Genomic DNA, 24,305 nt, shown 5'->3' with positions numbered 1-24,305 from the left:
CTGACACGCCATGACGGCCACCGCCCCCGCCCCCTCCACGGCCCGCACGACCGCGGCAGCCCGGCTGCCGCGGCTCCTGCTGGTCCTCGCGGCCCTGGTCGCGGCCCTGTTCACCGCGGCCGGACCGGCCTCGGCGCATGCCGCGCTCACCGCGAGCGATCCCCGGGACGGGGCGGTGGTCGCCACGGCCCCCGCCCAGGTCACGCTCTCGTTCTCGGAAGCCGTCGCCATGAACGGCGACTCGATCCGGGTCATGGACCCGCAGGGCAAGCGGGTCGACACCGGCGAACTGCGCGACCTGTGCAGCGGCTCCACGATCCGTTACGGCACCGCGTTGCACGTCGGACTGCCCGACGGCACGTACACGGTGGCCTGGCAGGCGGTCTCCGCCGACAGTCACCCGGTCTCCGGCGCCTTCACCTTCTCCATCGGCGCCCCCTCCGCCACCAGCGTCTCGCTGCCCACCCAGGTGGCGGGCGGCGGCCCCGTGGGCATCGCCTACAGCCTCGCGCGCTACGCCGCCTACGGCGGTTTCGCGGTGCTCGTCGGCGGCGCGGCCTTCATCCTGCTGTGCTGGCGCCGGGGCGCCGCCGAGCGGCCGCTGCAGAAGCTCGTCCTGCGCGCCTGGGTCACGCTGACCGCGGCCACGCTGGCCATGCTGGTGCTGCGCAACCCCTATACCGGGTCGGGCGACTTCTCCGACGTCTTCGACCTCGCCGGGCTCAAGGCCGTCCTGGAGACCAAGACCGGGGCGTCCCTGGTGTCGCGGCTCCTGCTGCTGGGCGCCGTGGCCCTCTTCATGGCGGTCCTCTTCGGCACCTTCGCCCGCACGGTACGGGGCGGCGACGAGAGCGACGGCAACGCCAAGGACACCAGCGACCTCACCTTCGGCCTCGCCATCGGCGGGACCGTGGTCGCCGGTGGCATCGCCGCCACCTGGTCGCTGTCCGAACACGCCTCCACCGGTATCCAGCCGGGCATCGCGATGCCGGTGGACATCGTCCACCTGCTGGCCGTCGCCACCTGGCTCGGCGGGCTGGCCGCCCTGCTGGTCGCCCTGCACAAGGTCCCCGACATCGAGCGCGCGGCGGTCCGGCGCTTCTCCCGGGTCGCCTTCGTCAGCGTCCTCGCCCTCACCGTCACGGGCGTCTACCAGTCCTGGCGTCAGCTCGGCAGCTGGTCCGCGCTGACCGGGACCGAGTACGGCCGGTACCTGCTCGTCAAGGTGTGCCTGGTCGCCATCCTGGTCGCCGTCGCCTCCGTGTCCCGCAAGTGGACCGGCCGACTGGCCGACGACACGAGCGGTCACATCGCGCAGGTCCTCGCCCCGGCCGATGTTTCACGTGAAACAGAGGCCTCGGTCACGGTGCCGCCGAGTGCCAAGCGTGCCGCCCAGCTGGCCCGGCAGCGCGCCGCCCGTGAGAACGCGCGGGACAGGCAGCGCCGGGAGGCCGACCCCGACCGCGCGGGTCTGCGTCGTTCCGTGCTCGCCGAGGCGGGAGTGGCCGTCGTGCTGCTGGCCGTCGCCACCCTGCTGACGGGCACGGAGCCCGGCAGGGCCGCCGAACTGGAGAGCGGCCGCTCCGTCACCGCCGTACCCAACCGGCCGGTCAAGGTCACCCTGCCCTTCGACACCGGCGGCCAGAACGGCAAGGGCAGCGTCCGGATCGAGCTGGATCCGGGCAGGGTCGGCGCCAACAGCCTCCACGTCTGGGTGGACGCTCCCGACGGCCGCCCCTTCGACATCCCCGAGGTGAAGGTCGCCTTCACCCTCCCCGCCAAGGACATCGGACCCCTGCCGCTCGCCCCCGACCACGCCGCCCCCGGACACTGGAGCGCTTCCGGCGTCCAGCTGCCGCTGGCGGGTGAATGGCGCATCGACGTGAGCGTCCGTACCTCCGACATCGACCAGACGACCGTCCAGAAGACCGTCAAGATCGGCTGAACAGCGTGACCGAGAGCAACCCCGACATCGAGATCTCCCGACGCCGCCTGCTGGGCACCGTGGGCGCCGCGGGCGCCGCCGGTCTCGCACTCGGCGCCACCGGTGGCGCCCTGGCGCATTCCGCGCTCGCCGGGTCCGAAGGGAGCGGCGGCGCAGCCGGCCCGTCCGCCGCCCTAGGCGCCACCGCGGTCGCCTTTCACGGCGACCACCAAGCGGGCATCACCACCCCGCTCCAGGCCAAGGGCCATGTGCTGGCCTTCGACCTGGCCCCCGGCGCGGGCCGCAAAGAGGCCGTCGCGCTGATGCGCCGCTGGTCCGACAGCGCGCGTCGGCTGATGGCCGGTCAGGAAGCGGGGGCCGCCGATTCCGGGATCGCCCTGGACGCCGGACCCTGCTCCCTCACCGTCACCTTCGGCTTCGGCCACTCCTTCTTCGACCGCACCGGCCTCACCGCCCGGCGGCCCGTGGCGCTCGACCCGCTGCCGGAGTTCTCCGCGGACCGGCTCGACCCCCAGCGCGGCAACGGCGATCTGTGGATCCAGATCGGCGCCGATGACGCGCTCGTCGCCTTCCACGCCCTGCGCACCCTCCAGAAGGACGCCGGGGAGGCCGCGCGCGTCCGCTGGCAGATGAACGGCTTCAACCGCACCCCCGGGGCGACGGCCAAGGCGATGACGGCCCGCAACCTCCTGGGCCAGATCGACGGCACGGGCAATCCCAAGCCGTCGGACGCCGACTTCGACCGGCGGATCTTCGTGCCCGCCACGGGACCCGGTCCCGCCGAACACGCGTGGATGGCGGGAGGGTCGTACGCCGTCGTGCGGCGCATCCGGATGCTCCTCGACGACTGGGACAAGCAGTCGCTCGCCAAGCAGGAGCAGGTCATCGGCCGGAAGAAGGCCGACGGGGCGCCGCTGACCGGTGGCACGGAGACCACCAAGCCGGACCTCGACAAGATCGGTCCGGACGGGAAGCCGGTCATTGCCTCCAACGCCCACGCCCGCATCTCCGCGCCCGCGCAGAACGGCGGGGCGGCGATGCTCCGGCGCCCCTTCTCCTACCACGACGGAATCGGCGCGGACGGCACTCCCGACGCCGGCCTCCTCTTCATCTGCTGGCAGGCCGACCCGCTGCGCGGCTTCGTCCCGGTCCAGCGCAAGCTCGACCGGGGTGACGCCCTGTCCGACTTCATCCGCCACGAGGCGAGCGGGCTGTACGCCGTCCCGCGCGGCCCCCGGCCCGAGGAGTACGTGGGCCAGCCCCTGCTCGAAGGATGAACAGCACCCCGGGGCCGGGGGCCGCGGCATTAGGCTGATCACATGTCGGCCACCCGCTTCACGTATCTCGGTCCCGAGGGCACCTTCACCGAAGCCGCCCTGCGCACACTGCCGGAAGCCGCGACCCGGGAACTCGTTCCCATGGTGTCGGTCCCGGCGGCGCTCGACGCCGTACGCAACGGGGAGGCGGCGGCAGCGCTGGTTCCGATCGAGAACTCGGTGGAGGGCGGGGTCACCGCCACCCTCGACGAGCTGTCCTCCGGCGAGCCGCTGATGATCTACCGCGAGGTGCTGCTGCCCATCGCCTTCGCGCTGCTGGTGCGGCCGGGGACGAAGCTGTCGGACGTCAAGACCGTCACCGGGCACCCGGTCGCCCAGCCGCAGGTGCGCAACTGGCTGCGGGCGAACCTGCCGGACGCCCTGTGGGAATCCGCCGCGTCCAACGCGGACGGCGCCCGCCTCGTCCAGGAGGGCCGCTTCGACGCGGCCTTCGCCGGTGAGTTCGCCGCCGCCACCTACGGACTGGAACCGCTCGTCACCGAGATCCACGACGCGGAGAACGCCGAAACCCGCTTCGTCCTCGTCGGCCGCCCGGCCCGGCCCGCGGCTCCGACCGGCGCGGACAAGACCTCCGTCGTGCTCTGGCTCGGCGAGGACCACCCCGGCGCCCTGCTCGAACTCCTCCAGGAGTTCGCCGTCCGCGGGGTCAACCTGATGCTGATCCAGTCCCGGCCCACCGGCGAGGGCATCGGCAACTACTGCTTCGCCGTCGACGCCGAGGGCCACATCTCCGACCGGCGGGTGAGCGAGGCACTCATGGGGCTCAAGCGCACGTGCCCGCAGGTACGCTTCCTCGGCTCCTACCCGCGCGCGGGCGTCGCTCTGAGTGAGGTGCGCGACGCGCGGCCCGGCACCTCGGATGGCGATTTCACGGCCGCCTCCGATTGGCTGACCCGCTGCCTCGACGGCCGGGCGTAGACCGCTCACAGCGAGACGCGCTTTATCCACAGAGTTATCCACAGGGGACGCTGAAGACCTGGGGACAAGTCGACAGTGCGGCACGACAAGGTCGACAAATCGGTCGGGGGCTCAGGTTTCGCGCTAGGGAGCGGAAGGTGAACGGCGTCACCTCCGTATCACTGATCAACTCTTTGGGGCGAGCCATTCCCACCCGAATGAGTGTGTGAGGGGGGTTTGAACCCTGATTCGCTCCGGCTTGCCGACGATCGGGAGCGATCTCCTTTCGTGTCCACAGATACGGCACACAGCCTGTGGATAAGACGTCCCGGAACGCAATTCCTGTGGACAAGAGGCCGCTTCGCCGCTGTTCAGCCGCCCGTCCACAGCCGCGCGAGGCGCCCCTTTTCGGGGATTCGGGCCGGTTTACAGGCCCATCGTCAGGCGGGGACCGGCCCGGTGGGAAGGTCGGCTTCCGGCCACACGGCAGGAGTTTTGCATTCGCGGCATTCAGGACATAGCGACACGCAGCGTTATATCGGTTCAAGCCCCGGAAGTCAGGCCGGTAGCCTGGTGGGGTGATTGACCTCCGGCTGCTCCGTGAAGACCCTGACCGTGTCCGCGCCTCGCAGCGCGCCCGTGGAGAAGACGTCGACCTCGTCGACGCCCTGCTCTCCGCCGACGAGCGCCGCAGGTCCTCCGGCTCGCGCTTCGACGAGCTGCGCAATGAGCAGAAGTCCCTGGGCAAGCTCATCCCCAAGGCCTCGCCCGACGAGCGCGCCGAGCTGCTGAAGAAGGCAGAACAGCTCAAGACCGACGTCAAGTCCGCCGAGGCCGAGCAGAACGAGGCGGACGAGACCGCCAGGAAGCTGCTGCTCCAGCTCGGCAACATCGTGCACCCGGACGTCCCCGTCGGCGGCGAAGAGGACTTCACCGTCCTGGAGACCCACGGCACGATCCGCGACTTCGCCGCCGAGGGCTTCGAGCCCAAGGACCACCTGGAGCTCGGTGAGTCCCTCGGCGCCATCGACGTCGAGCGCGGCGCGAAGGTCTCCGGCTCGCGCTTCTACTACCTCACCGGCGTCGGCGCCCTGCTGGAGCTCGCTCTCGTCAACGCGGCGATCGCGCAGGCAGGCGAGGCCGGCTTCATCCCGATGCTCACCCCCGCGCTGGTCCGCCCGCGCGCCATGGAGGGCACCGGCTTCCTCGGCCAGGCCGCGGAGAACGTGTACCACCTGGAGAAGGACGACTACTACCTCGTCGGCACCTCCGAGGTACCGCTGGCGGCGTACCACATGGACGAGATCCTGGAAGCGGACCAGCTGCCGCTGCGCTACGCCGGGTTCTCGCCGTGCTTCCGCCGCGAGGCCGGTACGTACGGCAAGGACACCCGCGGCATCTTCCGCGTCCACCAGTTCGACAAGGTCGAGATGTTCTCGTACGTCGCGCCGGAGGATGCCGAGGCCGAGCACCAGCGTCTCCTGGGCTGGGAGAAGCAGTGGCTCACCGCTCTCGAACTGCCCTTCCAGGTCATCGACGTCGCCACCGGTGACCTCGGGTCCTCGGCCTCCCGCAAGTTCGACTGCGAGGCGTGGATCCCGACGCAGGGCAAGTACCGCGAGCTGACCTCCGCCTCGAACTGCGACAGCTTCCAGGCCCGCCGCCTGTCGGTGCGCATGCGCGAGACCAAGGACGGCAAGAAGGCCATGCGCCCGCTGTCCACGCTCAACGGCACCCTGTGCGCCGTACCCCGCACCATCGTGGCCATCCTGGAGAACCACCAGCTGGCCGACGGCTCGGTACGGGTGCCCCCGGTCCTGCGTCCGTACCTCGGCGGTCGCGAAGTCCTGGAGCCGATCGCCAAGTGAGCCCGGCACCGTTCCCGTACAAGCTCGTCGCGACCGATCTCGACGGCACGCTGCTGCGTGACGACGACACGGTCTCGGAACGCACCCGCGAAGCACTGGTCGCAGCCACCGCGGCGGGGGCGGTGCACATCATCGTCACCGGCCGGGCCGTGCCCTGGACCCGGCACGTGCTCGACGATCTCGGCTACAAGGGGATCGCGGTGTGCGGGCAGGGTGCTCAGGTGTACGACGCCGGAGCGGGCAGGCTCCTCACCTCGGTGACGCTGGACCGGCAGCTGGCCGGTCTGGCGCTCGCCAAACTCGAAGCCGAGGTCGGCCCCCTGGCCTTGGCGGCGAGCCGCGACGGGCTGGACGGCGAAGTGCTGTTCGGGCCGGGCTACCAGGTGCAGGAAGGCCTTCCGGCGGTGTACCTGCGGGACACCACCGAGGTCTGGACGGCTCCGCTGAACAAGCTGTACATCCAGCACCCGGGCCTCGGCGACGACGAACTGGTCCGGGTCGCCCGCGCGACGGTCGGCAGCCTCGTGGACGTGGTGATGGCCGGTCCGGGCATCGTGGAGATCCTGCCGCTCGGTCTGAGCAAGGCCACCGGCCTGTCGCTGGCCGCCCGCCGGCTGGGGGTGAAGGCGGCGGAAACGATCGCCTTCGGAGACATGCCCAACGACATCCCCATGTTCGCGTGGTCCGCACACGGTGTGGCGATGGCCAACGCGCACGCGGAGCTGAAGGCCGTGGCCGACGAGGTGACCACCTCGAACCAGGCCGACGGCATCGCGGTGGTGCTGGAGCACCTGCTCGGCGCCGCCTGAGCGGAACGACCGCGAGAAGGTCCGGAACGGCCCGCGCCGCGAGGCGCGCTCGAAGTGGCCGTCCCGGACCTTTTTGTTGCTCCCCGCACTGTCACTCTGCCCCCGGCCGGTGGCTTCTACCAGCGAATAACCGTGGGTCGGGCCCGGCCGGCTCCGCGTCAGCCTCCTCATGTTTCACGTGAAACATGAGAAGCGTGCGCGTCTGCGTGCCCGTGACCATGCCCGTGCTCGTGCCCATGCCCGTGCGGATGCGGGTTCCGGGTGAGCGGCCAGGCGAGCAGGCCGATGGAGAGCGCGATGGCGTGCCCGGCGTCCGTGAAGGTCCCGCCCGTGGCCAGGGGGAGCCCGAAGAAGGCCACGGTGCCGGCCAGGTAGAGCCATCGCCAGGGATTCGGCAGCCGGTAGGTGAGGACGCCCACGGCAGCGGCCAGCCCGTAGCTGACCCCGATGTCGACGACGTGGGCCATGCTGCGCGGAGCGCGGTGGTCCCGGATCGCAGTCAGCACGAGCTGCTGGCTGATCAGGGTGGCGACCACATGGGCGGTGGCGACGATCGCCAGCCAGCGCAGGGTCCCGAGCCAGCGTTCCACGGACGCGTGGAACACCTCGAAGAGCACGGCGTAGAGGGCCAGCGAGGCCGGGTTCTCGATCCAGAAGGCGCTGCCGACCAGGGCCTGGAACGGGTGCTTGACGAGCTGCTGGATGTTGCTGCTGTTGCGGTGGAACAGGAAGTGGTCGACGCCTTCGGGGGCGATGGCCACGATGACGCTGGTGACGGCGATGATCAGCAGCCAGGCGTGCGTACCCGGCGAGGCCCGGATCCAGGACCGCAGGGGCCTGGATCGCTCGGGCTCGGTGTGCGGCTGCATGCCCCGATCATGACGCGCGAAGCTGTGCCCCGCCCGGCACGTGGGCCGGGCGGGGCACAGCTTCGCGCGACGGGCGGCGGGCCCTACTCCTCGCCCGCCAGGGTCAGGCGGCGCAGCTTCTGACCGGCGTAGACGGTGGCGCCCGCGGTGACGACGGCGAGCAGGATCACCGCCGTGGTCAGTCCGACCGAGGAGTCGACGTACCCGGGACCGGCCACGCGCTCGGCCAGTGCGAGCGCCCACTGCTGGACGCTCAGGGTCTTGGCGCCCGAGACCAGGCTGCCGAAGAGCGACTCCCAGATCAGGGCGTAGACCAGACCGAAGACGACCGCGTGCCGGCTGACGGTGCCGAGCAGCAGGAACAGCGCGCTGTAGGCGATCGAGGCGACGAGCGCGGCGACGGTGTAGGCGACGGCGATCTGCTGGCCGTTGCCGTTCAGGATGAACCCGGCGATAAGGGTGGGGATCGCGGAGAACGCCATGGTGACGGCGACGGCCACGATCAGCTTGGTCATGATGATCGTGGGCCGCTTCACCGGCTTGGCGAGCAGGTAGACGATCGAGCCGTCGTCGATCTCCGGGCCGATGGCACCCGTACCGGCGATGACGCCGATCAGCGGGACCATGGTGGCGAGGGCGAACCCGCCGAGCAGGTCGGCGGCGACCTTGTCGTCCACGCCGGTGAAGGTGCGCACCGCGATGGAGATGATGATCAGCAGCGCGGGCAGCGCGAAGAGGATCAGCGCGCGGCGGCGGCCGAGCAGGGCTCGGTAGGTGAGCCGGGCAACGGTGGGGTTGTACATGGTGTGCCAGCTCCTTTCAGGCCGCGACGAGGTAGGAGAAGACCGATTCGAGGGACTCGTCGGAGGGCGAGACCGTCGTCAGCCGGATGCCGTGCGCGCGGGCGACCCGCGGGAGCAGCTCGGTGAAGCGCCCGAAGTCGACGGCCTGGATCCGCAGGACGCCCTCCTTGAGGTCGACCTCGATCCCAGCGGTCGACGGGTCGGCGATCAGGGCCGCGGCGAGCGCCCGGTCGTCGGAGGAGCGGACCAGGTAGCGGTGCGGGCGGTCCGTCATCAAGCGGCGGATCTTGCGGAAGTCCCCGGAAGCGGCGTGCCGTCCGGCGACGACCACCTCGATGTGGGAGGCCAGCTGCTCGACCTCCTCCAGGATGTGGGAGGAGAACAGGACCGTCCGGCCTTCGGCGCCCATGCGCCGCAGCAGCTCCATGAGCTGCATGCGCTGGCGCGGGTCCATGCCGTTGAAGGGCTCGTCGAGGAGCAGCACGGAGGGGTCGTGGACGAGGGCGGAGGCCATCTTCACGCGCTGGCGCATGCCCTTGGAGTAGGTCGAGATCTTGCGGTCCTGGGCGGACTCCATCTCGACTGTGGCCAGCGCCCGCTGGGCGGCCGCGTCGTCGAGCCCGTGGAGCTCGGCGTTGGCGACGACGAACTCCCGGCCGGTGAGGAAGTCGTACATGGCTTCGCGCTCGGGCACGACGCCCACGCTCTTGTAGATCTGCTCGTTGCGCCAGATCGGCGCCCCGTCGAGGGAGACGGTCCCGGTGGAGGGGGCGAGGAAGCCGCCCATCATGTTGATGAGGGTGGACTTCCCGGCGCCGTTGGGGCCCAGCAGGCCGGTCACGCCGGGGCCGATCCGCATGGTCACGTCGTTCACGGCGACGACGTTCCCGAACCAGCGCGAAGCGTGGTCGATGTCGATGATGCTCACAGCCCGGCCTTCCGGTAGCGGGCCATCAGCGCGGCGTAGGAGCCGACGATGAGGCCGAGTACGACCAGCAGATAGACGATGCCGACGCCGGTCGAGGGTCCTTCGCCGCCGGGGAAGGCGGAGGCGCCGCCGAGGAAGGCGGTCTGGACCCCGTCGATGAGGGTGATCGGGGAGAACAGGCCCATCCACTGGACGGCGTCGGCCGACCCCGTGTTGTAGGCGACGGCCTGCACGGTGGAGACGGCGCCGTAGGGGATGACCAGCAGGCCGATGACGGCGGCGACGCCGAAGCCGCGGCGCGGGGTGAGCGCGGCGGCGACCAGCCCGAGGCCGGAGAAGAGCAGCGAGAGCAGCAGTACCGACACCAGTCCCTGCCCGAATCCCTTCGCCTGGTGGGCGAAGTCGAACTTGGCCAGCAGCGCGCCGACGAACATGATCAGCAGCGGGGTGGCGGTGAGGATGAAGAGCGCGGAGGCCATCGCCGCGAATTTGGCGAGCACGTAGTCGACGCGCTCGATGGGCCGCGAGAAGTACAGCGGGACCGTCTTGAAGCGCAGGTCACGGGAGACTGACTGCGGTGCCTGGGAGGCGAGGTACAGCCCGATGATCACCTGCGTGGTGACGGCGTACGTCGTGTACTTGATCGGCAGGTCGGTGTTGCCCGGCACCGCGATCGCCACCGCGACCATGATCAGCGCGGGGATGCACATCACGCCGAAGAGGATCATGGGGAGCACCTTGGACTTGGCTGAGCGGCCGAGTCCGTAGGAGCCGCGGAGGGACTGCGAGTACAGCGAGGTGCGCGCGTAGGCGCGGCCGAGCCGGGAGCCCTCGTAGGACCGGTAGCCGATGTTGTGGATCTGGGTCGAGGTGTCAGGCGCCATCGGAACCGGCTCCCTTCTGCTGGTCGTGGTCGCGGAAGACCTCCGCGATGTGGTGGCGGCGCTGTTCCATGCGGACCAGGCCGAGGCCCAGAGCGGCGACGGTGTCGCGGATGGTGTCGTTGGTTTCCTCGCCCGCGGCCTCGACGAGGAGGATGTGGCCCGCGCCGGGCAGCCCCTGCTCCTCGCCCGCGTGGAGGGTGAGGCCCGCCTCGGTGAGCGCCTTGCGCAGCGCGGAGGTCCCGTCGGGGTGGGCGTCGGTGTCGGTGACCTCGACCGCGAGGGTCGTCGTGGTCTGGGTGAAGTCGCTGGTGGAACTGGAGCGCAGCAGCTTGCCGCCGTCGACGACGACCACGTGGTCGCAGGTCCGCTCCAGCTCGCCGAGCAGGTGGGAGGTGACCAGGACCGAGATCCCGAAGTCGGTGTAGACGCGGCGGATCAGGTCGAGCATCTCGTCGCGGCCGACCGGGTCGAGGCCGTTGGTGGGCTCGTCGAGGAGGACCAGCAGCGGGTCGTGGACCAGCGCCTGGGCGAGCTTGACGCGCTGCTTCATACCGGTGGAGTAGCCGCCGATGGGGCGGTAGCGCTCTTCGTAGAGCCCGACGTGGCGCAGCGTGTCCGCGGTCCGCTCGCGGGCGGCGGTCGGCGGCAGCCCCGACATGCGGGCCATGTGGACGACGAACTCGGTGGCCGAGACGTCGGGTGGCAGGCAGTCGTGTTCGGGCATGTAGCCGACGCGTTCACGGATGGCGCTGCCATGCGTGGCGACGTCGAGCCCGAGCACGGCGGCGCGGCCCTCGGTGGCGGGGGACAGTCCCAGCAGAATCTTGATCAGCGTGGACTTGCCGGCTCCGTTGGCGCCCACGAGTCCGGTTACGCCGGGCCCGATGTCCAGGGAGAGCCGGTCGAGGGCGGTCACTCGGGGGTACCGCTTGCTCAGGCTTTCGGTCGCGATGACAGTCACGGGAGTGACGTTAGTGCGCGCGCCGGCGCGGAACGTCAGCCTTGGAGCGGGACCCCGTCTCCGCCTTGAGGCGTACACGAGGTGCCGGAAGGCTGACAGGGTCGTCCACATCGCAGGACTTTTCCACAGGTCCGTGCACGCCCCTTGACGTCGTCTCCAACCATTGTCACATTCATCAGTGTCAAGTTACGGACGCGTAGGGCTACACGGACGGACGGCTGGCATGTCAGGGGAGACCAAGCAGCGGAGCACCGGGCGGGCGGCCGGACCACGGGCCACCGATCTCGACGGGTTCAGGGAAGTGCAGCGCCTGGCGTACGCCTGCGCCGAAGCGGTCGCGGCGCAGCTGAGGCCCGGCGTGAGCGAGCGCGAGGCGGCCCGGATGCAGCGCGACTGGCTGCGCGAGCGCGGGGTGCGGGACTGGTTCCACCTGCCCTTCGCCTGGTTCGGCGACCGCACCGCCTTCGTGAACTTCCGGATACCGCTCCAGTTCTTCCCCACGCACCGGAAGCTGGAACCGGGGATGCCGTTCATCCTCGACATGGCTCCCGTCTACAAGGGGTACACGGCCGATGTCGGCTACTCCAGCTGCCTGGGGCTCAATCCGGTGCACGACCTGCTGCTCTCGGACCTGCGGGCGCACCGCGAGCTGATCCTGGAGCAGGTGCGCGAGCGCCGCTCGCTGCGCGACATCTACGAGGACGTCGAGCGGCTGATGGTCCGCCAGGGCTATGCCAACCGGCACCGCGCGTATCCCTTCGGCGTGATCGCGCACAAGGTGGACCGGGTCGCCGAGCGGCGCTGGTCGCCGACCGCCTTCGGCTTCGGCACGCAGGCCCTGAAGGGGCTCGCGAGCGACGCGTTGCACGGGCACCGCGAAGGATGGTCCCCGCTGTGGAGCCCGTACTCCTTCTCCGACCACCCGCCGCAGCCGGGCCTGTGGGCCGTGGAGCCGCACCTGGGCTTCCGTGGCACCGGCGCGAAGTTCGAGGAGATCCTGGTCGTGACCGACTCGCAGGACCCCGAAGAGAGCGCGTTCTGGCTCGATGACGATCTGCCGCACGTGCGGCGTTGGGCGGAGGAGAAGGCGGCGTGAGCGAGATGCGACTGGCGGGAGCGCGGGAGCGCTGGGTGCGCACGGGCGGGGTCGAGCTGTGCGTCGCGGAACTGGGCGACGCCGACCGGCCGACCGTGGTGCTGGTGCACGGCTACCCGGACAGCAAGGAGGTCTGGTCGGAAGTCGCCGAGCGCCTGGCGGAGCACTTCCACGTGGTGCTCTACGACGTGCGCGGACACGGCAGGTCCACCGCGCCCGTGCCGCTGCGCGGCGGCTTCACGCTGGAGAAGCTGACCGACGACTTCCTGGCGGTGGCGGACGCGGTCAGCCCGGACCGGCCGGTGCACCTGGTCGGGCACGACTGGGGGTCCGTACAGGGCTGGGAGTTCGCGACCGTGCGGCGCACGGAGGGGCGGATCGCCTCGTTCACCTCGATGTCGGGTCCCTCGCTCGACCACTTCGGGCACTGGATCAAGAAGCGCATGTCCCGGCCCACACCCCGCCGGGCCGCGCAGCTGCTGGGCCAGGGCGCCAAGTCCTGGTACGTGTACGCGCTGCACACCCCGCTCCTGCCGGAGCTGGCCTGGCGCGGACCGCTCGGCAAGCGGTGGCCCGCGATCCTGGAGCGGCTGGAGAAGGTACCGGCGGGCGACTACCCGACCGACTCCCTGCCCTCCGACGCGGCGCACGGCGCCTGGCTCTACCGGGACAACGTCCGGCCGAGGATGCGCCGCCCGCGTACCGACGCGTACGCGCACGTACCGGTCCAGCTGATCACCCCGACCGGCGACGCTTTCCTGTCCGAGCGGCTCTACGACGACCTGGAGCAGTGGGCGCCCGATCTGCTGCGCCGGACCCTGCCGGCCAAGCACTGGGTACCGCGGACCCGGCCCGACCAGTTGGCGGCCTGGATCGGCGCGTTCGTCACCTCCCGGGAGGAGCCCGCGACCCGGGCACCGGAGCAGAAGGCTCCGGGCAGGCATGCCGACCGGTTCGGCGGACAGCTCGTCCTGGTCACCGGCGCCGCCAGCGGCATCGGGCGGGCCACCGCCTTCGCGTTCGCCGAGGCGGGCGCCCGGGTGGTGGCCGTCGACCGCGACGGTGAAGGGGCCGCCCGGACCGCCGAGATGGCCCGTCTGGTGGGTGCCCCGCAGGCCTGGGGCGAATGCGTGGACGTCGCCGACGAGCAGGCGATGGAGAAGCTCGCGGAGAAGGTCGCCGCCGAGTACGGCATCGTCGACGTGCTGGTCAACAACGCCGGCATCGGGCTCTCCGGGCCGTTCCTGGAGACCAGCTCGGAGGACTGGAAGAAGGTCCTCGACGTCAACCTGTGGGGCGTCATCCACGGCTGCCGGATCTTCGGCAAGCAGATGGCCGACCGCGGGCAGGGCGGTCACATCGTCAACACCGCCTCCGCAGCCGCCTATCTGCCCACCAAGAGCCTGCCCGCCTACAGCACCTCGAAGGCGGCGGTGCTGATGCTGTCGGAGTGCCTGCGCGCCGAACTGGCGGACAAGTCGATCGGCGTCTCGGCGATCTGTCCCGGCATCGTCAACACCAACATCACCGCCACCTCCCGGTTCACCGGGGTGGACGCGGCGGAGGAGAAGCGCCGCCAGCAGCGGTCCTCGCGGCTGTACGGGCTGCGCAACTTCCCGCCGGAGAAGGTCGCGGACGCGATCCTGCTGGCCGTGGTCAGGAACCAGGCGGTCGTGCCGGTGACGCCCGAGTCCAAGGGCGCCCTGTGGATGTCCCGCTTCGCGCCCGGCGCGCTGCGGGCCTTCGCGAAGCTGGAGCCGCGGCTGTGAGCGGGGCGACCCGGAGAGAGCCGGGCGCAGCCGTATCCCGCTCCTTCCGGCGGTCGTACCATCCCTCGCAGGAGGGCTCACCGCGCGTGGGCCTGTCGTAGGGAGTGGGATTGTCCGATCAGGCGGTAGCCGAGTACCGGATCGAGGACCTGGCGCACCACAGCGGGGCGACGGTGCGCACGATCCGGGCGTACCAGGACCGCGGCCTGCTGCCGAAGCCGGAGCGGCGCGGGCGGTCCAACGTGTACCGGGACACGCATCTGGCGCGGCTGCGCCAGATCGCCGACCTGCTGGACCGCGGCTACACCCTGGCCTCCATCAAGGAGCTGCTGGAGGCCTGGGACGCCGGGCGCGGCCTGGGCGGCGTACTCGGCCTGGTCGCCGAGGTGCACGGTCCGTGGACGGACGAGGAGGCGGCCCGGATCAGCCGGGCCGAACTGGACGAGCGCTTCGGCGGCACGCCGGACGACACGGCGGTGGACGAGGCCTGCGAGCTGGGCGTCCTGGAGCGGATCCCGGGACGGGCGGACGAGTTCCTGGTCCCGTCGCCGCAGGAACTCGCGGTGGCCGCCGAGCTGTACGCGGCCGGGGTGCCGCTGCCGGCGATCACCGGCCACTTGCGGGAGCTGCGCGGCCAGGTGGAGCACATCGCCTCGCGCTTCCTGGAGTTCACGACCGAGCACGTCTTCGCCCGCTACCTCGGCCACCACACCGACGCCACCGCCGCCGTCGACCCCGCCTGCGCGGTCGAACTGACCTTGACGGACGCGGCGGCGACCGCCGCCGCCGCGATGGTGCGCAGGCTGCGTCCCCTGGCCCAGCAGACGGTGGACGCCGAGCTGGCCCGGGCCATGCGGCTGCTCGCGACCCGGCACCTCCAGCGGCACCTGGGCGCGGCCGGCCCGCCGCAGCCGCCGGGGCCCGCTCCCGTGGTGCTGCCGGCCGAGACCGTACGGGCGGTCCAGGAGCTGGTCGGGGCCGACCACGTGGCGGCCTTCGTCCGGGCCGCCACGGAGCGGGAGTTGCAGGCGCGGACCATGAACGAGCTGGCGCGGCGGGGCGGTTAGTTTCCACAGGCGGGTCACCCGTTTGCCGACAAAACCCGCCGAAACGGCTGTGGACAAGTGGGTCCACCCTGTGGACATCCCGTCCGGTGGCTGCTCAGCCGGTGGGTGCGCCGGCGTTCGTGGTGGTGCCGTCGGCGGTGTCGGCGGGCGCGGCGGAGGCTGCCGGGTCGGCGTCGGCGGCGGGCGCGGTACGGCGCCCGTAGAGCACGCTCGCCACGAGCAGGCCCACGGCCCCGCCGACGAGTTGCGCCGCGACGAATCCGGGCAGTGACCGCGGCGCGATCCCGGTGAAGGAGTCGCTGAAGGCGCGCCCGACCGTGCCCGCCGGGTTGGCGAAGGAGCCCGAGGAGGTGAACCAGATCGCGGCGGCGATGTACGCGGCCACCGCGGCCGGGATCAGCTTCGGCCGCCCGATCCGCCCCAGCCCCTGGATGACGAGGACCAGCCCGGCGGTGGCGACGACCTCGCCGACCAGCAGGTGCCCGCCGCCCCGGACCTGCGTGGCGAAGGTGCCGGGCACACGCCCGAACATCGCCTCGGCAAGCACCGCGCCGCCGACGGCGCCCGCGGTCTGGGCCGCGGTGTAGACGAGGGCCTCGCGCCCGGCCAGGCCCTCGCCCCCGCCGCGCCGCGCCCACCAGGAGGTGAGGCTGACGACGGGATTGAGGTGCGCTCCGGACAGCGGCCCCAGCAGGGTGATGATCAGACCGAGGCCGATCGCGGAGGCGAGCGAGTTGGCGACGAGGGCGACGCCCGCGTCCCGACTGAGGGCCGCGGCCTGTATGCCGGAACCGATGACGACGACGAGGAGCCCGCAGGTTCCGATCAGCTCGGCTGCGGCGCGGCGCGACAGCGAGGCTGTCGTGACGACGGTGGATCCGGTGGCGGCGGGTGCGGCGTCGGATGGTGCGGTCACTGCTGGCGCGGTGATCGCCGATGCGGTCATGGTGTCTCCCGGGAGTCGAGTACAACGGAAAAAGTATTCCGTATACCGAAAACACGGAAGAGGCGTCTCGGCGGAGCCCGGGGACGTAAAGCCTTTGGCAGGGCGCCCTCCACCGGGCAACCTGACCTCCATGGACGAGAAACGCGCCGTGAAGGTGTCCAAGTACGTCTCGAAACACCTGCGGCACCAGCCGGAACGGATCGGGCTGGTGCTCGATGCCCACGGCTGGGTAGAGATCGACGACCTGCTGCGCGCGGCCGCGGAGCACCGCTTCCCGTTCACCCGGGCGGAACTCGACCACGTCGTCGCCGCCAACGACAAGCAGCGCTTCGCCGTGGCGGGCACCCGCATCCGGGCCAGCCAGGGCCACACCGTCGACGTCGACCTGGAGCTGCCCGAGGCCGAACCGCCCGCATACCTCTACCACGGCACCGTCGCCGCCGCCCTCGGCCCGATCCGCGCCGAGGGCCTGCGCCCCATGCGGCGCCACCACGTCCACCTGTCCCCGGACCGCGAGACAGCCACCCGGGTGGGCGCCCGGCGCGGCAGGCCGATCGTCCTCGCCGTGGACGCGGGCGCAATGCGGGTGGCAGGGTACGTGTTCCGGATCAGCGCCAACGGGGTGTGGCTGGGGGACGCCGTCCCCCCGCAGTTCCTGCGCCTGCCCTAGTGCTGGGGGCGGCCGGGGCGAGCGCCCCGGCGCGGCCCCACCCCGCCACGTCTCACCTCAGCCCAGCTGCGCGAGCCCCTCGGTGGCGATCTTCTCGAAGACGTCCTGGTCGGCGGCGAACTCGGTGTCCGGGATCGGCGCGTGGATCACCAGCTCGTCGAAGCCCAGCTCACGGTGGCGTCCCACGAAGTCGACGAACGCGTCGAGCGAGCGCAGCATCGTGTTCGCCTCCGGGGTGAAGCCGGTCAGCAGGATCTTCTCCACCGACTCCGGGTTCCGGCCGATCTCGGCGCAAGCCTTGCCCAGCTTCTCGATCTGGCCCCGGAGCGCCTCGACCGACTGCTCCGGCGTGCCCGTCTCGAACAGCTTGGGATCGCCCGTCGTCACCCAGGCCTGCCCGTGCCGGGCGGCCAGCTTCAGCCCGCGCGGTCCGTTCGCGGCCACCGCGAAGGGCAGCCGGGGCCGCTGGACGCAGCCGGGAATGCTGCGGGCCTCGTTCGCGGAGTAGAAGGTGCCCTCGTACGTCACCGCCTCCTCGGACAGCAGCCGGTCCAGCAGCGGGACGAACTCGGCGAACCGGTCGGCCCGCTCGCGCGGGGTCCACGCCTCCTGCCCGAGCGCGGTCGCGTCGAAGCTGTTTCCCCCCGCCCCGATGCCCAGGGTGATCCGGCCGCCGGAGATGTCGTCCAGCGACATGAGGTCCTTGGCGAGGGTCACCGGGTGCCGGAAGTTCGGCGAGGTCACGAGGGTGCCCAGCCGCATGCGCCCGGTCGCGGCGGCCGCGGCGGTCAGGGTGGGCACCGCACCGAACCACGGACCGTCGCGGAAGGTCCGCCAGGTGAGGTGGTCGTAGGTGTAGGCGGCGTGGAAGCCGAGTTCCTCGGCTCGCAGCCACTGGTCACGGCCGCCGTCGTGCCAGGGACGTACCGGAAGGATCACAGTGCTCAGACGCAGGCTCATGCCCGAGAGCCTACGGGGATCCGTCCGGCATCCCTGGTCCGGCCGGACGGGTCCATGGGCGAAGATGGAGCCGTGACCTCGGCTCCCCAGCGCCCGGACGGGCCAACCCCCACGCCCCGCCTCATCGCCACCGACCTCGACGGGACCCTGCTGCGCGACGACAAGTCCGTGTCCGACCGGACCGTCGCCGCCCTCGCGGCCGCCGAAGCGGCGGGCATCGAGGTCTTCTTCGTCACCGGCCGCCCGGCCCGCTGGATGGACGTCGTCGCCGAGCACGTGCACGGCCACGGCCTGGCCATCTGCGCGAACGGCGCGGCCGTGGTCGATCTGCACGCGGGACGGGAGTTCGTCCAGGTCAGGGAGTTGCCCCGGGCCGACGCGCTGGCCGTCGTGCACGCGCTGCGCGCCGCCGCCCCCGGCAGCTCGTTCGCTGTCGAGCTGACCACCGGCATCCACTACGAGCCCACGTACCCGCCCTTCTACCAGGACCCGGGTGCCACGGTCGCCACCGCCGAGAAGCTGCTGTACGAGGACCCGTCCACGGCGGCGGCGCCCGTGCTGAAGCTGCTCTCCCACCACCCCGAGCTGTCCCCGGACGCGTTCCTGACCCTGGCGCGCGCCGTCGCGGGAGAGCACGGCGCGATTACGCGCTCCAGTCCGACCGCGCTGCTGGAGATCAGCGGCCTCGGCGTCTCCAAGGCCAGCACGCTGGAGCACTGCTGCGCCGAGCGCGGCATCTCCCCCGCCGAGGTCGTCGCCTTCGGGGACATGCCCAATGACGTCGAGATGCTGAGCTGGGCGGGCACCTCGTACGCGATGGGCAACGCCCACCCGGCCGTGATCGCGGCCGCGTCCGGACGTACGGTCGCCAACAACGAGGACGGGGTCGCCCTCGTCATCGAGCGGATCCTGGCGGACCTGCCCCGCCGGGACTGACGAGCGCACGGCCCCGGCGGCGCGCGGGTACGGCGTCCGGGGCACACCGACTACAGCGGGGCCTCCCACACCAGGGTCGTCCCGCCGCCGTCCTCGCCGATCCCCGGGCCGTACGAGCTCGAGCCGCCCAGCGACTCCGCCCGGCGCCGCAGGTTCCGCAGCCCGCTGCGCCGACCGCCCTCCGGGATGCCCACTCCGTCGTCCGCAACCTCCAGCCGGACGCCGGGCCGGCCGTCCGCCAGCGTGATCGTCGCGTCCAGCACCACCTCGATCCGCTCCGCCTCGGAATGCCGGAAGGCGTTCGACAGCGCCTCGCGCAGCGCGGCGATCAGGTTCTTGCCGACCAGCTCGCCGACCACCGCGTCGACCGGCCCGACGAAGCGGTGCGCGGGCTTGAAGCCCAGTGGCACGGCCGCCATGTTGATCTCGCGCAGCACCCGCGTGCGCAGCCCGGACGGGGCCTCCGCCGGGCCCTGATGGAGCGCGAAGATCGCGGTGCGGATCTCCTGGATCGTCACGTCCAGCTCGTCGACGGCCTTGCCGACCCCGTCGCGCACCTCGGGAACGATGGAGCGGCGCTGGGCGCCCTCCAGCATCATCCCGGTGGCGAACAGCCGCTGGATGACCAGGTCGTGCAGGTCACGGGCGATCCGGTCGCGGTCCTCGAAGACCGCGAGCCGCTCCCGGTCGCGCTGCGCCTCGGCCATCATCAGCGCGAGCGCCGCCTGCGAGGCGAATTGGGTGGCGAGCGTCCGTTCGGCCTCGGTGAACGGCCGCTTCCCGCGCGCCCGCGGCGTCACGAGCGCACCCAGCACCCGCCCGCCGCTGTGCAGCGGGAGCATCATGCAGGGCCCGTACTGGCTGGTCAGGCGGCCCATCGTGCGGGGATCCGAGGACGCGTCGTCGACGAACACCGGCTCGCCGCGGAGCAGCTTGTCCACCACGGGGCTCTCCCCCGGGATGAGGACGCCGAGCGAGGTGCCGGGGTGGTCGGCGGAGACCGCCACGATCTCCATCCCGCCCTCCTCGGCGGGGAGCATCACGATCCCGGCCGCCGAGTCCGCCAGCCGGCGGGCCTGTTCCGCGACGACGGCGAGCGCGTCGTCGGCGTCCCCGCCCGACAGGAGCGCGGTGGTGACGGCCACCGAGCCGTCGATCCAGCGTTCGCGCTGGGTGGCCGCCTCGTACAGGCGCGCGTTGCCGATCGCGATGCCCGCCTCGGTCGCCAGCACCCGGACCATGTGGACGTCGTAGTCGTTGAACTCGACGCCGCCGTTCTTCTCGGCGAGGTACAGATTGCCGAAGATCTCCCCCTGCACCCGGATCGGTACGCCCAGGAAGGTCTTCATCGGCGGGTGGCCCGCCGGGAACCCGGCCGCGCGCGGGTCGTCCGCCAGATCGGCCAGCCGGACCGGGTCCGGGTGCCGGATCAGCGCACCGAGCAGGCCCCGCTTGCCGTCGGGGCGGTGCCCGATGAGCCGGGCCGTCTCGGGGCCGACGCCGTGGGTGACGAAATCGGACAGGCCGCGGCCCTCCGTGTCCACGACGCCGATGGCCGCGTAGCGGGCGTCCGCGAGCTCCGCGGCGGTCTCGCAGATGCGGTCCAGCGTGGAGTGCAGTTCGAGGCCGGTGCCGACCGACCGCATCGCCTCCAGCAGCTGCGGCACCCGGGCGGTGAGCTCGGTGGACAGGCCCTGCAGACTGCGGGTGGCCTTGGTGGCGGCCTCCAGCGGGTCCGACGTGTCCCGCGGTTCCTGCGACTCCTGCACTGACATGCCCTTGAGACTAGTTAGTCCCTTTTGGCGGGGAAAGTCGGGCCGACGGGGAAAGTCGGCCCGACTCACCGGGGACCGCCGGTCCAGGCCGTCCCACCGCCCGATCACGCCGTTCCCCGGCGGCCCGTCGCGGCCAGGTCACCCTCCCGCTCCCGGTCCACCATCCGCCGCAACGGTCCCTCGACGCCCACGAGCAGGTCGTACGGGCCGCGCTGCACAACCTGGCCGCCGTCCAGCACGAGGATCTCGTCCACCGCGTCGAGCCCGGCCAGCCGGTGCGTGATCAGCACCGTGGTCCGCCCCTCGGTCGCGCGCAGCAGGTCCCGGGTCAGCGCGTCCGCGGTGGCCACGTCCAGGTGCTCGGCCGGCTCGTCCAGGACCAGGACCGGGAAGTCGGCCAGCAGCGCGCGGGCAAGGCCCAGCCGCTGGCGCTGCCCGCCCGAGATCCGTTCGCCGTGTTCGCCGACGAGGGTGTCCAGCCCGTCGGGCAGCCCGTCCGCCCACTCCAGCAGCCGGGCGGCGGCGAGCGCCTCGCGCAGCTCTTCCTCGCTCGCCCCGGTCCGCGCGAGGCGCAGGTTCTCCCGGACCGAGCTGTCGAAGAGGTGCGCGTCCTGCGCGCACAGGCCGACCAACCGGCGTACGTCGTCCCCGTCCAGCGTCCGTACGTCGACGCCCGCGACGGTGTACGCGCCCTCGCGCACGTCCAGGAAGCGCAGCAGCACCTGCGCCAGCGTGGTCTTGCCCGCACCGGAGAGCCCCACGACGGCGACCCGGCGGCCGGCGTCGAGCGTCAGGTCGATCCCCCGTACCGCGTCGTGCTCCTGCCCGGGGTGACGGGCGCCGAGCCCGGTCAGCCGCAGCGGGAACGGGGACGCGGGCGCGGGGCCCGGCCGCTCCGGCTCGGCGACCGGCGCCGGAGCGTCGATCACCTCGTACACCCGCTCGGCACTGCGCCGGACCCGCTGGCGGTAGCGGACGGCCAGCGGGAGTCCGTTGACCGACTCGAACGCGGCGAGCGGGGTGAGCACGGCGACGGCCATCGCCACCCCGCCGAGCCGGCCGTCGGCCACCGCGCCCGCAGCGACGGCGGCGGCCGCCACCACGGTCAGCCCGCAGACCAGGGCGGCCAGCCCACCGCCGATCCCGGTGGCAGCGGCCCCGCGGGCGGCGATCCGGGTGAGGACCCGGTCGCTCTCCCGCGCCCGTTCCTTACGTCCGCCCAGCGCTCCGGCGACGGTCAGCTCGGCGGTGCCCGAGAGCAGGTCCGTCACCCGCGTGGCCAGTTCGCCCCGGGCGGGCGCCAGCCGGCGTTCCGCCCGTCGCGTGCAGGCACCGCTGACCAGCGGCACGCCGACCCCGGCGGCGAGCAGCCCGACCGCGAGGACCGCGCCCGCCTCGGGCAGCAGCCAGGCGGTGAAGCCGACCGAGCCCAGCCCGACGAGCACGGCGGTACCGACCGGCAGCAGCCACCGCAGCCAGTAGTCCTGGAGCGCGTCGGCGTCCGCCACCAGACGGGTCAGCAGATCGCCGCGCCGCCGCTCGCGCAGCCCGCCGGGCGCGATGTGCTCCAGCCGCCGGTACACGGAGACCCGCAGCTCCGCGAGCATCCGCAGCACCGCGTCGTGGGAGACCAGCCGCTCCGCGTAGCGGAAGACGGCACGTCCCAGTCCGAAGGCCCGGGTCGCGGTGACGGCCACCATCAGGTAGAGGACGGGAGGGTGCTCGGACGCCCGGGAGATGAGCCAGCCGGACACGGCCATCAGACCGACCCCGCACCCGACGGCCAGCGCCCCCAGGAACAGCCCGAGCCGGAACCGGCCCTGCCACCGCGCGGCGTCCGCCCGTACCCGCGCGAGCGGATGCCCGCCGCGGCCACCGGCCGAGACGGGCGCCTTCCCGCCGGGCCGCCGCCGGGCCGGCTCCCCGTGCTCGGGGCGCTCCGCGTCCCCAGGGCGCTCCGTGTGCTCCGGGCGCTCCGCGCCGTCGTCGGCCTCGCCGAGGATCCATCCTCCGGCTTCCCCCTGCGGCCCGTTCGGCGCGTGGAGCGCGGAACCGGGGCCGGGATCCGGCACCGGGATCCGGGGCTCTGCGGCGTCCACGGCCCCCACGGCCACCACCCGGTCCGCCACGGCCAGCAGCGCCGGCCGGTGGACCACGAGCAGGACCGTCCGCCCGGCGGCCAGCCGGCGTACGGCGTCGACCACCGCGGCCTCGGTCTCGCCGTCCAGCGCGGCCGTCGGCTCGTCCAGGAGCAGCACCGGCCGGTCCGCCAGGAAGGCCCGGGCCAGCGCGAGCCGCTGGCGCTGGCCCGCGGACAGGCCGGCCCCGCCCTCGCCCAGCGCGGTCCCCGCCCCGTTCGGCAGCGCCGCTACGAACTCCTGCGCCCCGGCGTCCCGCAGCGCCCGCGCGACCTCCTCGTCCGAGGCGTCCGGACGGGCGAGGCGTACGTTCTCGGCGATGGTCCCGGCGAACAGGTGCGGGCGCTGCGGCACCCACGCGATCCGCTCGCGCCACCGCTCCGGGGACAGCTCGGCCAGGTCCACGCCCCCGATCAGCACCCGCCCCTCGCTCGGCGCCACGAATCCGAGCAGCACCTGGAGGAGGGTGGACTTGCCCGCCCCGCTGGGACCGGTGAGCGCGACGCACTCTCCCGGCGCGACGGTCAGCGAGACCGGGCCGGGTGAGCAGGCCGCGCGGCCCTCGTAGCGGACCGCGACGCCCTCGAACCGGAGCTCGGCGGAGGCGACGGGGGCCGGGGCGGCCGTACCGCCCGCGTCCGCGAGCGGGGTCTCCAGCACCTCGAAGATCTCTTCCGCCGCCGCCAGCCCCTCGGCCGCCGCGTGGTACTGCGCCCCCACCTGGCGCAGCGGCAGGTAGGCCTCGGGCGCCAGGATCAGGATGACCAGTCCCGTGTACAGGTCGAGGTCACCGTGCACGAGCCGCATGCCGATGGTGACGGCGACCAGCGCCACCGAGAGGGTGGCGAGCAGTTCGAGCGCGAAGGACGAGAGGAAGGCGATGCGCAGGGTGCGCATCGTGGCCCGCCGGTAGTCGTCGGTGATGGTACGGATCGACTCGGCCTGCGCCTTAGCCCGGCCGAACACCTTCAGCGTCGGCAGCCCGGCGACGACGTCGAGGAAGTGCCCCGAGAGCCGGGACAGCAGCCGCCACTGGCGGTCCATCCGGGACTGGGTGGCCCAGCCGATGAGGATCATGAAGACGGGGATCAGCGGCAGCGTGCCCGTGATGATGGCCGCCGAGACCCAGTCCTCCGTGACGATCCGCGCGAGGACCGCCACCGGCACCACGACCGCGAGTCCGAGCTGCGGCAGGTACCGGGAGAAGTAGTCGTCGAGCGCGTCCACGCCCCGGGTGGCCAGGCCCACCAGGGAACCGGTCCGCTGCCCGCTCAGCCAGGACGGCCCCAGGTCCGCGGCCCGGTCCAGCAGCCGGCCGCGCAGCTCCGACTTGACCGCGGCGCTGGCCCGGTGGGCGGCCAGCTCGGTGAGCCAGGCCACCAGCGCCCGCCCCAGGGCCACCGCCGCGAGGAGCAGCAGGGGTGTCCGCAACGCCTGGCCGTCGAGACCCTTTTCGAAGGCACCGACCACGATCTCGGCGATCAGCATGGCCTGGCCGACGACCAGCCCCGCTCCGGCGAGGCCGAGGGCCACCACCGCCCCCAGGAAGAGGCGGGTGGAGCGGGCGTACCGGAGCAGGCGCGGGTCGATCGGTTTCACGTGAAACATCCCCCAAGGCAGGGTCGGGCAGGAGGGTCGCCGGACGGG

At 72.3% G+C, this 24,305-nt stretch carries 19 protein-coding genes; 10 read left to right on the top strand and 9 right to left on the bottom strand.

Annotated features, from left to right (window positions below; genetic code table 11):
* Positions 1–10 precede the first annotated feature (10 nt).
* From AC0693_RS23495 to AC0693_RS23475, 5 genes are all read left to right on the top strand, one after another.
* Positions 11–1,945, top strand: a complete 1,935-nt coding sequence (locus AC0693_RS23495; RefSeq protein ID WP_478802770.1) for a copper resistance CopC/CopD family protein — start codon at positions 11–13, stop codon at positions 1,943–1,945.
* A 5-nt stretch (positions 1,946–1,950) separates the two neighbouring features.
* Positions 1,951–3,222, top strand: coding sequence for an iron uptake transporter deferrochelatase/peroxidase subunit (efeB, locus tag AC0693_RS23490; RefSeq protein WP_478802769.1), 1,272 nt, complete (start codon positions 1,951–1,953; stop codon positions 3,220–3,222).
* A 42-nt stretch (positions 3,223–3,264) separates the two neighbouring features.
* Positions 3,265–4,200: a prephenate dehydratase gene (gene pheA / locus AC0693_RS23485; RefSeq protein WP_356403320.1), complete on the top strand. Its 936-nt coding sequence runs from the start codon at positions 3,265–3,267 to the stop codon at positions 4,198–4,200.
* Between the two features lie 557 nt (positions 4,201–4,757).
* Positions 4,758–6,047, top strand: coding sequence for a serine--tRNA ligase (gene serS, locus AC0693_RS23480; protein ID WP_478802768.1), 1,290 nt, complete (start codon positions 4,758–4,760; stop codon positions 6,045–6,047).
* Positions 6,044–6,856, top strand: coding sequence for an HAD family hydrolase (locus tag AC0693_RS23475; protein WP_478802767.1), 813 nt, complete (start codon positions 6,044–6,046; stop codon positions 6,854–6,856). Before serS ends, AC0693_RS23475 begins: the two co-directional genes overlap by 4 nt.
* A gap of 167 nt (positions 6,857–7,023) precedes the next feature.
* On the opposite strand, the gene AC0693_RS23470 is transcribed toward AC0693_RS23475, so the two are convergent.
* From AC0693_RS23470 to AC0693_RS23450, 5 genes are all read right to left on the bottom strand, one after another.
* A complete protein-coding gene (locus AC0693_RS23470) occupies positions 7,024–7,725 on the bottom strand; it encodes a rhomboid-like protein (protein ID WP_478802766.1) in 702 nt (233 codons plus the stop codon).
* Between the two features lie 83 nt (positions 7,726–7,808).
* Positions 7,809–8,528: an ABC transporter permease gene (locus AC0693_RS23465; protein ID WP_356403309.1), complete on the bottom strand. Its 720-nt coding sequence runs from the start codon at positions 8,526–8,528 to the stop codon at positions 7,809–7,811.
* 16 nt (positions 8,529–8,544) lie between these two features.
* Positions 8,545–9,456, bottom strand: a complete 912-nt coding sequence (locus tag AC0693_RS23460) for an ABC transporter ATP-binding protein (RefSeq protein WP_469319625.1) — start codon at positions 9,454–9,456, stop codon at positions 8,545–8,547.
* Positions 9,453–10,340: an ABC transporter permease subunit gene (locus AC0693_RS23455; RefSeq protein WP_356403303.1), complete on the bottom strand. Its 888-nt coding sequence runs from the start codon at positions 10,338–10,340 to the stop codon at positions 9,453–9,455. The genes AC0693_RS23460 and AC0693_RS23455 overlap by 4 nt, the downstream gene beginning before the upstream one ends.
* Positions 10,330–11,301 carry an ABC transporter ATP-binding protein gene (locus tag AC0693_RS23450; RefSeq protein ID WP_356403300.1) on the bottom strand — a complete coding sequence of 324 codons (972 nt, stop codon included), beginning with the start codon at positions 11,299–11,301 and terminating at the stop codon, positions 10,330–10,332. The genes AC0693_RS23455 and AC0693_RS23450 overlap by 11 nt, the downstream gene beginning before the upstream one ends.
* 223 nt (positions 11,302–11,524) lie before the next feature.
* On the opposite strand from AC0693_RS23450, the gene AC0693_RS23445 reads away from it, so the two are divergent.
* From AC0693_RS23445 to AC0693_RS23435, 3 genes are all read left to right on the top strand, one after another.
* Positions 11,525–12,397, top strand: coding sequence for a M24 family metallopeptidase (locus AC0693_RS23445; RefSeq protein WP_478802765.1), 873 nt, complete (start codon positions 11,525–11,527; stop codon positions 12,395–12,397).
* 5 nt (positions 12,398–12,402) lie between these two features.
* Complete coding sequence (locus AC0693_RS23440; RefSeq protein WP_478802839.1) at positions 12,403–14,166, top strand: SDR family oxidoreductase; 1,764 nt, start codon at positions 12,403–12,405, stop codon at positions 14,164–14,166.
* Positions 14,167–14,276: 110 nt separating this feature from the next.
* The gene (locus AC0693_RS23435; RefSeq protein ID WP_468466975.1) at positions 14,277–15,233 is read left to right on the top strand and encodes a MerR family transcriptional regulator; all 957 of its coding nucleotides are present in this window, start codon (positions 14,277–14,279) and stop codon (positions 15,231–15,233) included.
* Positions 15,234–15,327: 94 nt separating this feature from the next.
* Here the strand turns inward: AC0693_RS23435 and AC0693_RS23430 are convergent, their stop codons facing one another.
* The gene (locus tag AC0693_RS23430) at positions 15,328–16,179 is read right to left on the bottom strand and encodes an aquaporin (protein ID WP_478802764.1); all 852 of its coding nucleotides are present in this window, start codon (positions 16,177–16,179) and stop codon (positions 15,328–15,330) included.
* A gap of 130 nt (positions 16,180–16,309) precedes the next feature.
* On the opposite strand from AC0693_RS23430, the gene AC0693_RS23425 reads away from it, so the two are divergent.
* Positions 16,310–16,849, top strand: a complete 540-nt coding sequence (locus tag AC0693_RS23425; RefSeq protein ID WP_478802763.1) for an RNA 2'-phosphotransferase — start codon at positions 16,310–16,312, stop codon at positions 16,847–16,849.
* A gap of 57 nt (positions 16,850–16,906) precedes the next feature.
* Here AC0693_RS23425 and AC0693_RS23420 read toward each other — a convergent pair whose 3' ends face one another.
* Positions 16,907–17,809 carry an LLM class flavin-dependent oxidoreductase gene (locus AC0693_RS23420; protein ID WP_356403285.1) on the bottom strand — a complete coding sequence of 301 codons (903 nt, stop codon included), beginning with the start codon at positions 17,807–17,809 and terminating at the stop codon, positions 16,907–16,909.
* Positions 17,810–17,863: 54 nt separating this feature from the next.
* On the opposite strand from AC0693_RS23420, the gene AC0693_RS23415 reads away from it, so the two are divergent.
* Positions 17,864–18,745 (top strand): Cof-type HAD-IIB family hydrolase, encoded by an 882-nt coding sequence (locus AC0693_RS23415; RefSeq protein ID WP_469319622.1) that lies wholly within the window; start codon positions 17,864–17,866, stop codon positions 18,743–18,745.
* 50 nt (positions 18,746–18,795) lie between these two features.
* Here the strand turns inward: AC0693_RS23415 and AC0693_RS23410 are convergent, their stop codons facing one another.
* Positions 18,796–20,520: a GAF domain-containing sensor histidine kinase gene (locus AC0693_RS23410; RefSeq protein WP_478802762.1), complete on the bottom strand. Its 1,725-nt coding sequence runs from the start codon at positions 20,518–20,520 to the stop codon at positions 18,796–18,798.
* A 104-nt stretch (positions 20,521–20,624) separates the two neighbouring features.
* Positions 20,625–24,257 (bottom strand): thiol reductant ABC exporter subunit CydD, encoded by a 3,633-nt coding sequence (gene cydD / locus AC0693_RS23405; protein WP_478802761.1) that lies wholly within the window; start codon positions 24,255–24,257, stop codon positions 20,625–20,627.
* Between the last annotated feature and the right edge of the window lie 48 nt (positions 24,258–24,305).

Source organism: Streptomyces sp. NPDC043876, assembly GCF_056435825.1.
The sequence above is the reverse complement of the archived record's forward strand: the minus strand, read 5'-3'. Positions and strand labels throughout refer to the sequence as shown.

Excerpts from the sequence above, each read along its gene's own strand:
- AC0693_RS23430 (WP_478802764.1), bottom strand. The coding sequence starts at position 16,179 with ATGACCGCATCGGCGATCACCGCGCCAGCAGTGACCGCACCATCCGAC.
- AC0693_RS23425 (WP_478802763.1), top strand. The coding sequence starts at position 16,310 with ATGGACGAGAAACGCGCCGTGAAGGTGTCCAAGTACGTCTCGAAACAC.
- pheA (WP_356403320.1), top strand. The coding sequence starts at position 3,265 with ATGTCGGCCACCCGCTTCACGTATCTCGGTCCCGAGGGCACCTTCACC.
- AC0693_RS23470 (WP_478802766.1), bottom strand. The coding sequence starts at position 7,725 with ATGCAGCCGCACACCGAGCCCGAGCGATCCAGGCCCCTGCGGTCCTGG.
- AC0693_RS23415 (WP_469319622.1), top strand. The coding sequence starts at position 17,864 with ATGGGCGAAGATGGAGCCGTGACCTCGGCTCCCCAGCGCCCGGACGGG.
- AC0693_RS23455 (WP_356403303.1), bottom strand. The coding sequence starts at position 10,340 with ATGGCGCCTGACACCTCGACCCAGATCCACAACATCGGCTACCGGTCC.
- AC0693_RS23440 (WP_478802839.1), top strand. The coding sequence starts at position 12,403 with ATGCGACTGGCGGGAGCGCGGGAGCGCTGGGTGCGCACGGGCGGGGTC.
- AC0693_RS23495 (WP_478802770.1), top strand. The coding sequence starts at position 11 with ATGACGGCCACCGCCCCCGCCCCCTCCACGGCCCGCACGACCGCGGCA.
- AC0693_RS23420 (WP_356403285.1), bottom strand. The coding sequence starts at position 17,809 with ATGAGCCTGCGTCTGAGCACTGTGATCCTTCCGGTACGTCCCTGGCAC.
- AC0693_RS23445 (WP_478802765.1), top strand. The coding sequence starts at position 11,525 with ATGTCAGGGGAGACCAAGCAGCGGAGCACCGGGCGGGCGGCCGGACCA.
- AC0693_RS23465 (WP_356403309.1), bottom strand. The coding sequence starts at position 8,528 with ATGTACAACCCCACCGTTGCCCGGCTCACCTACCGAGCCCTGCTCGGC.
- AC0693_RS23410 (WP_478802762.1), bottom strand. The coding sequence starts at position 20,520 with ATGTCAGTGCAGGAGTCGCAGGAACCGCGGGACACGTCGGACCCGCTG.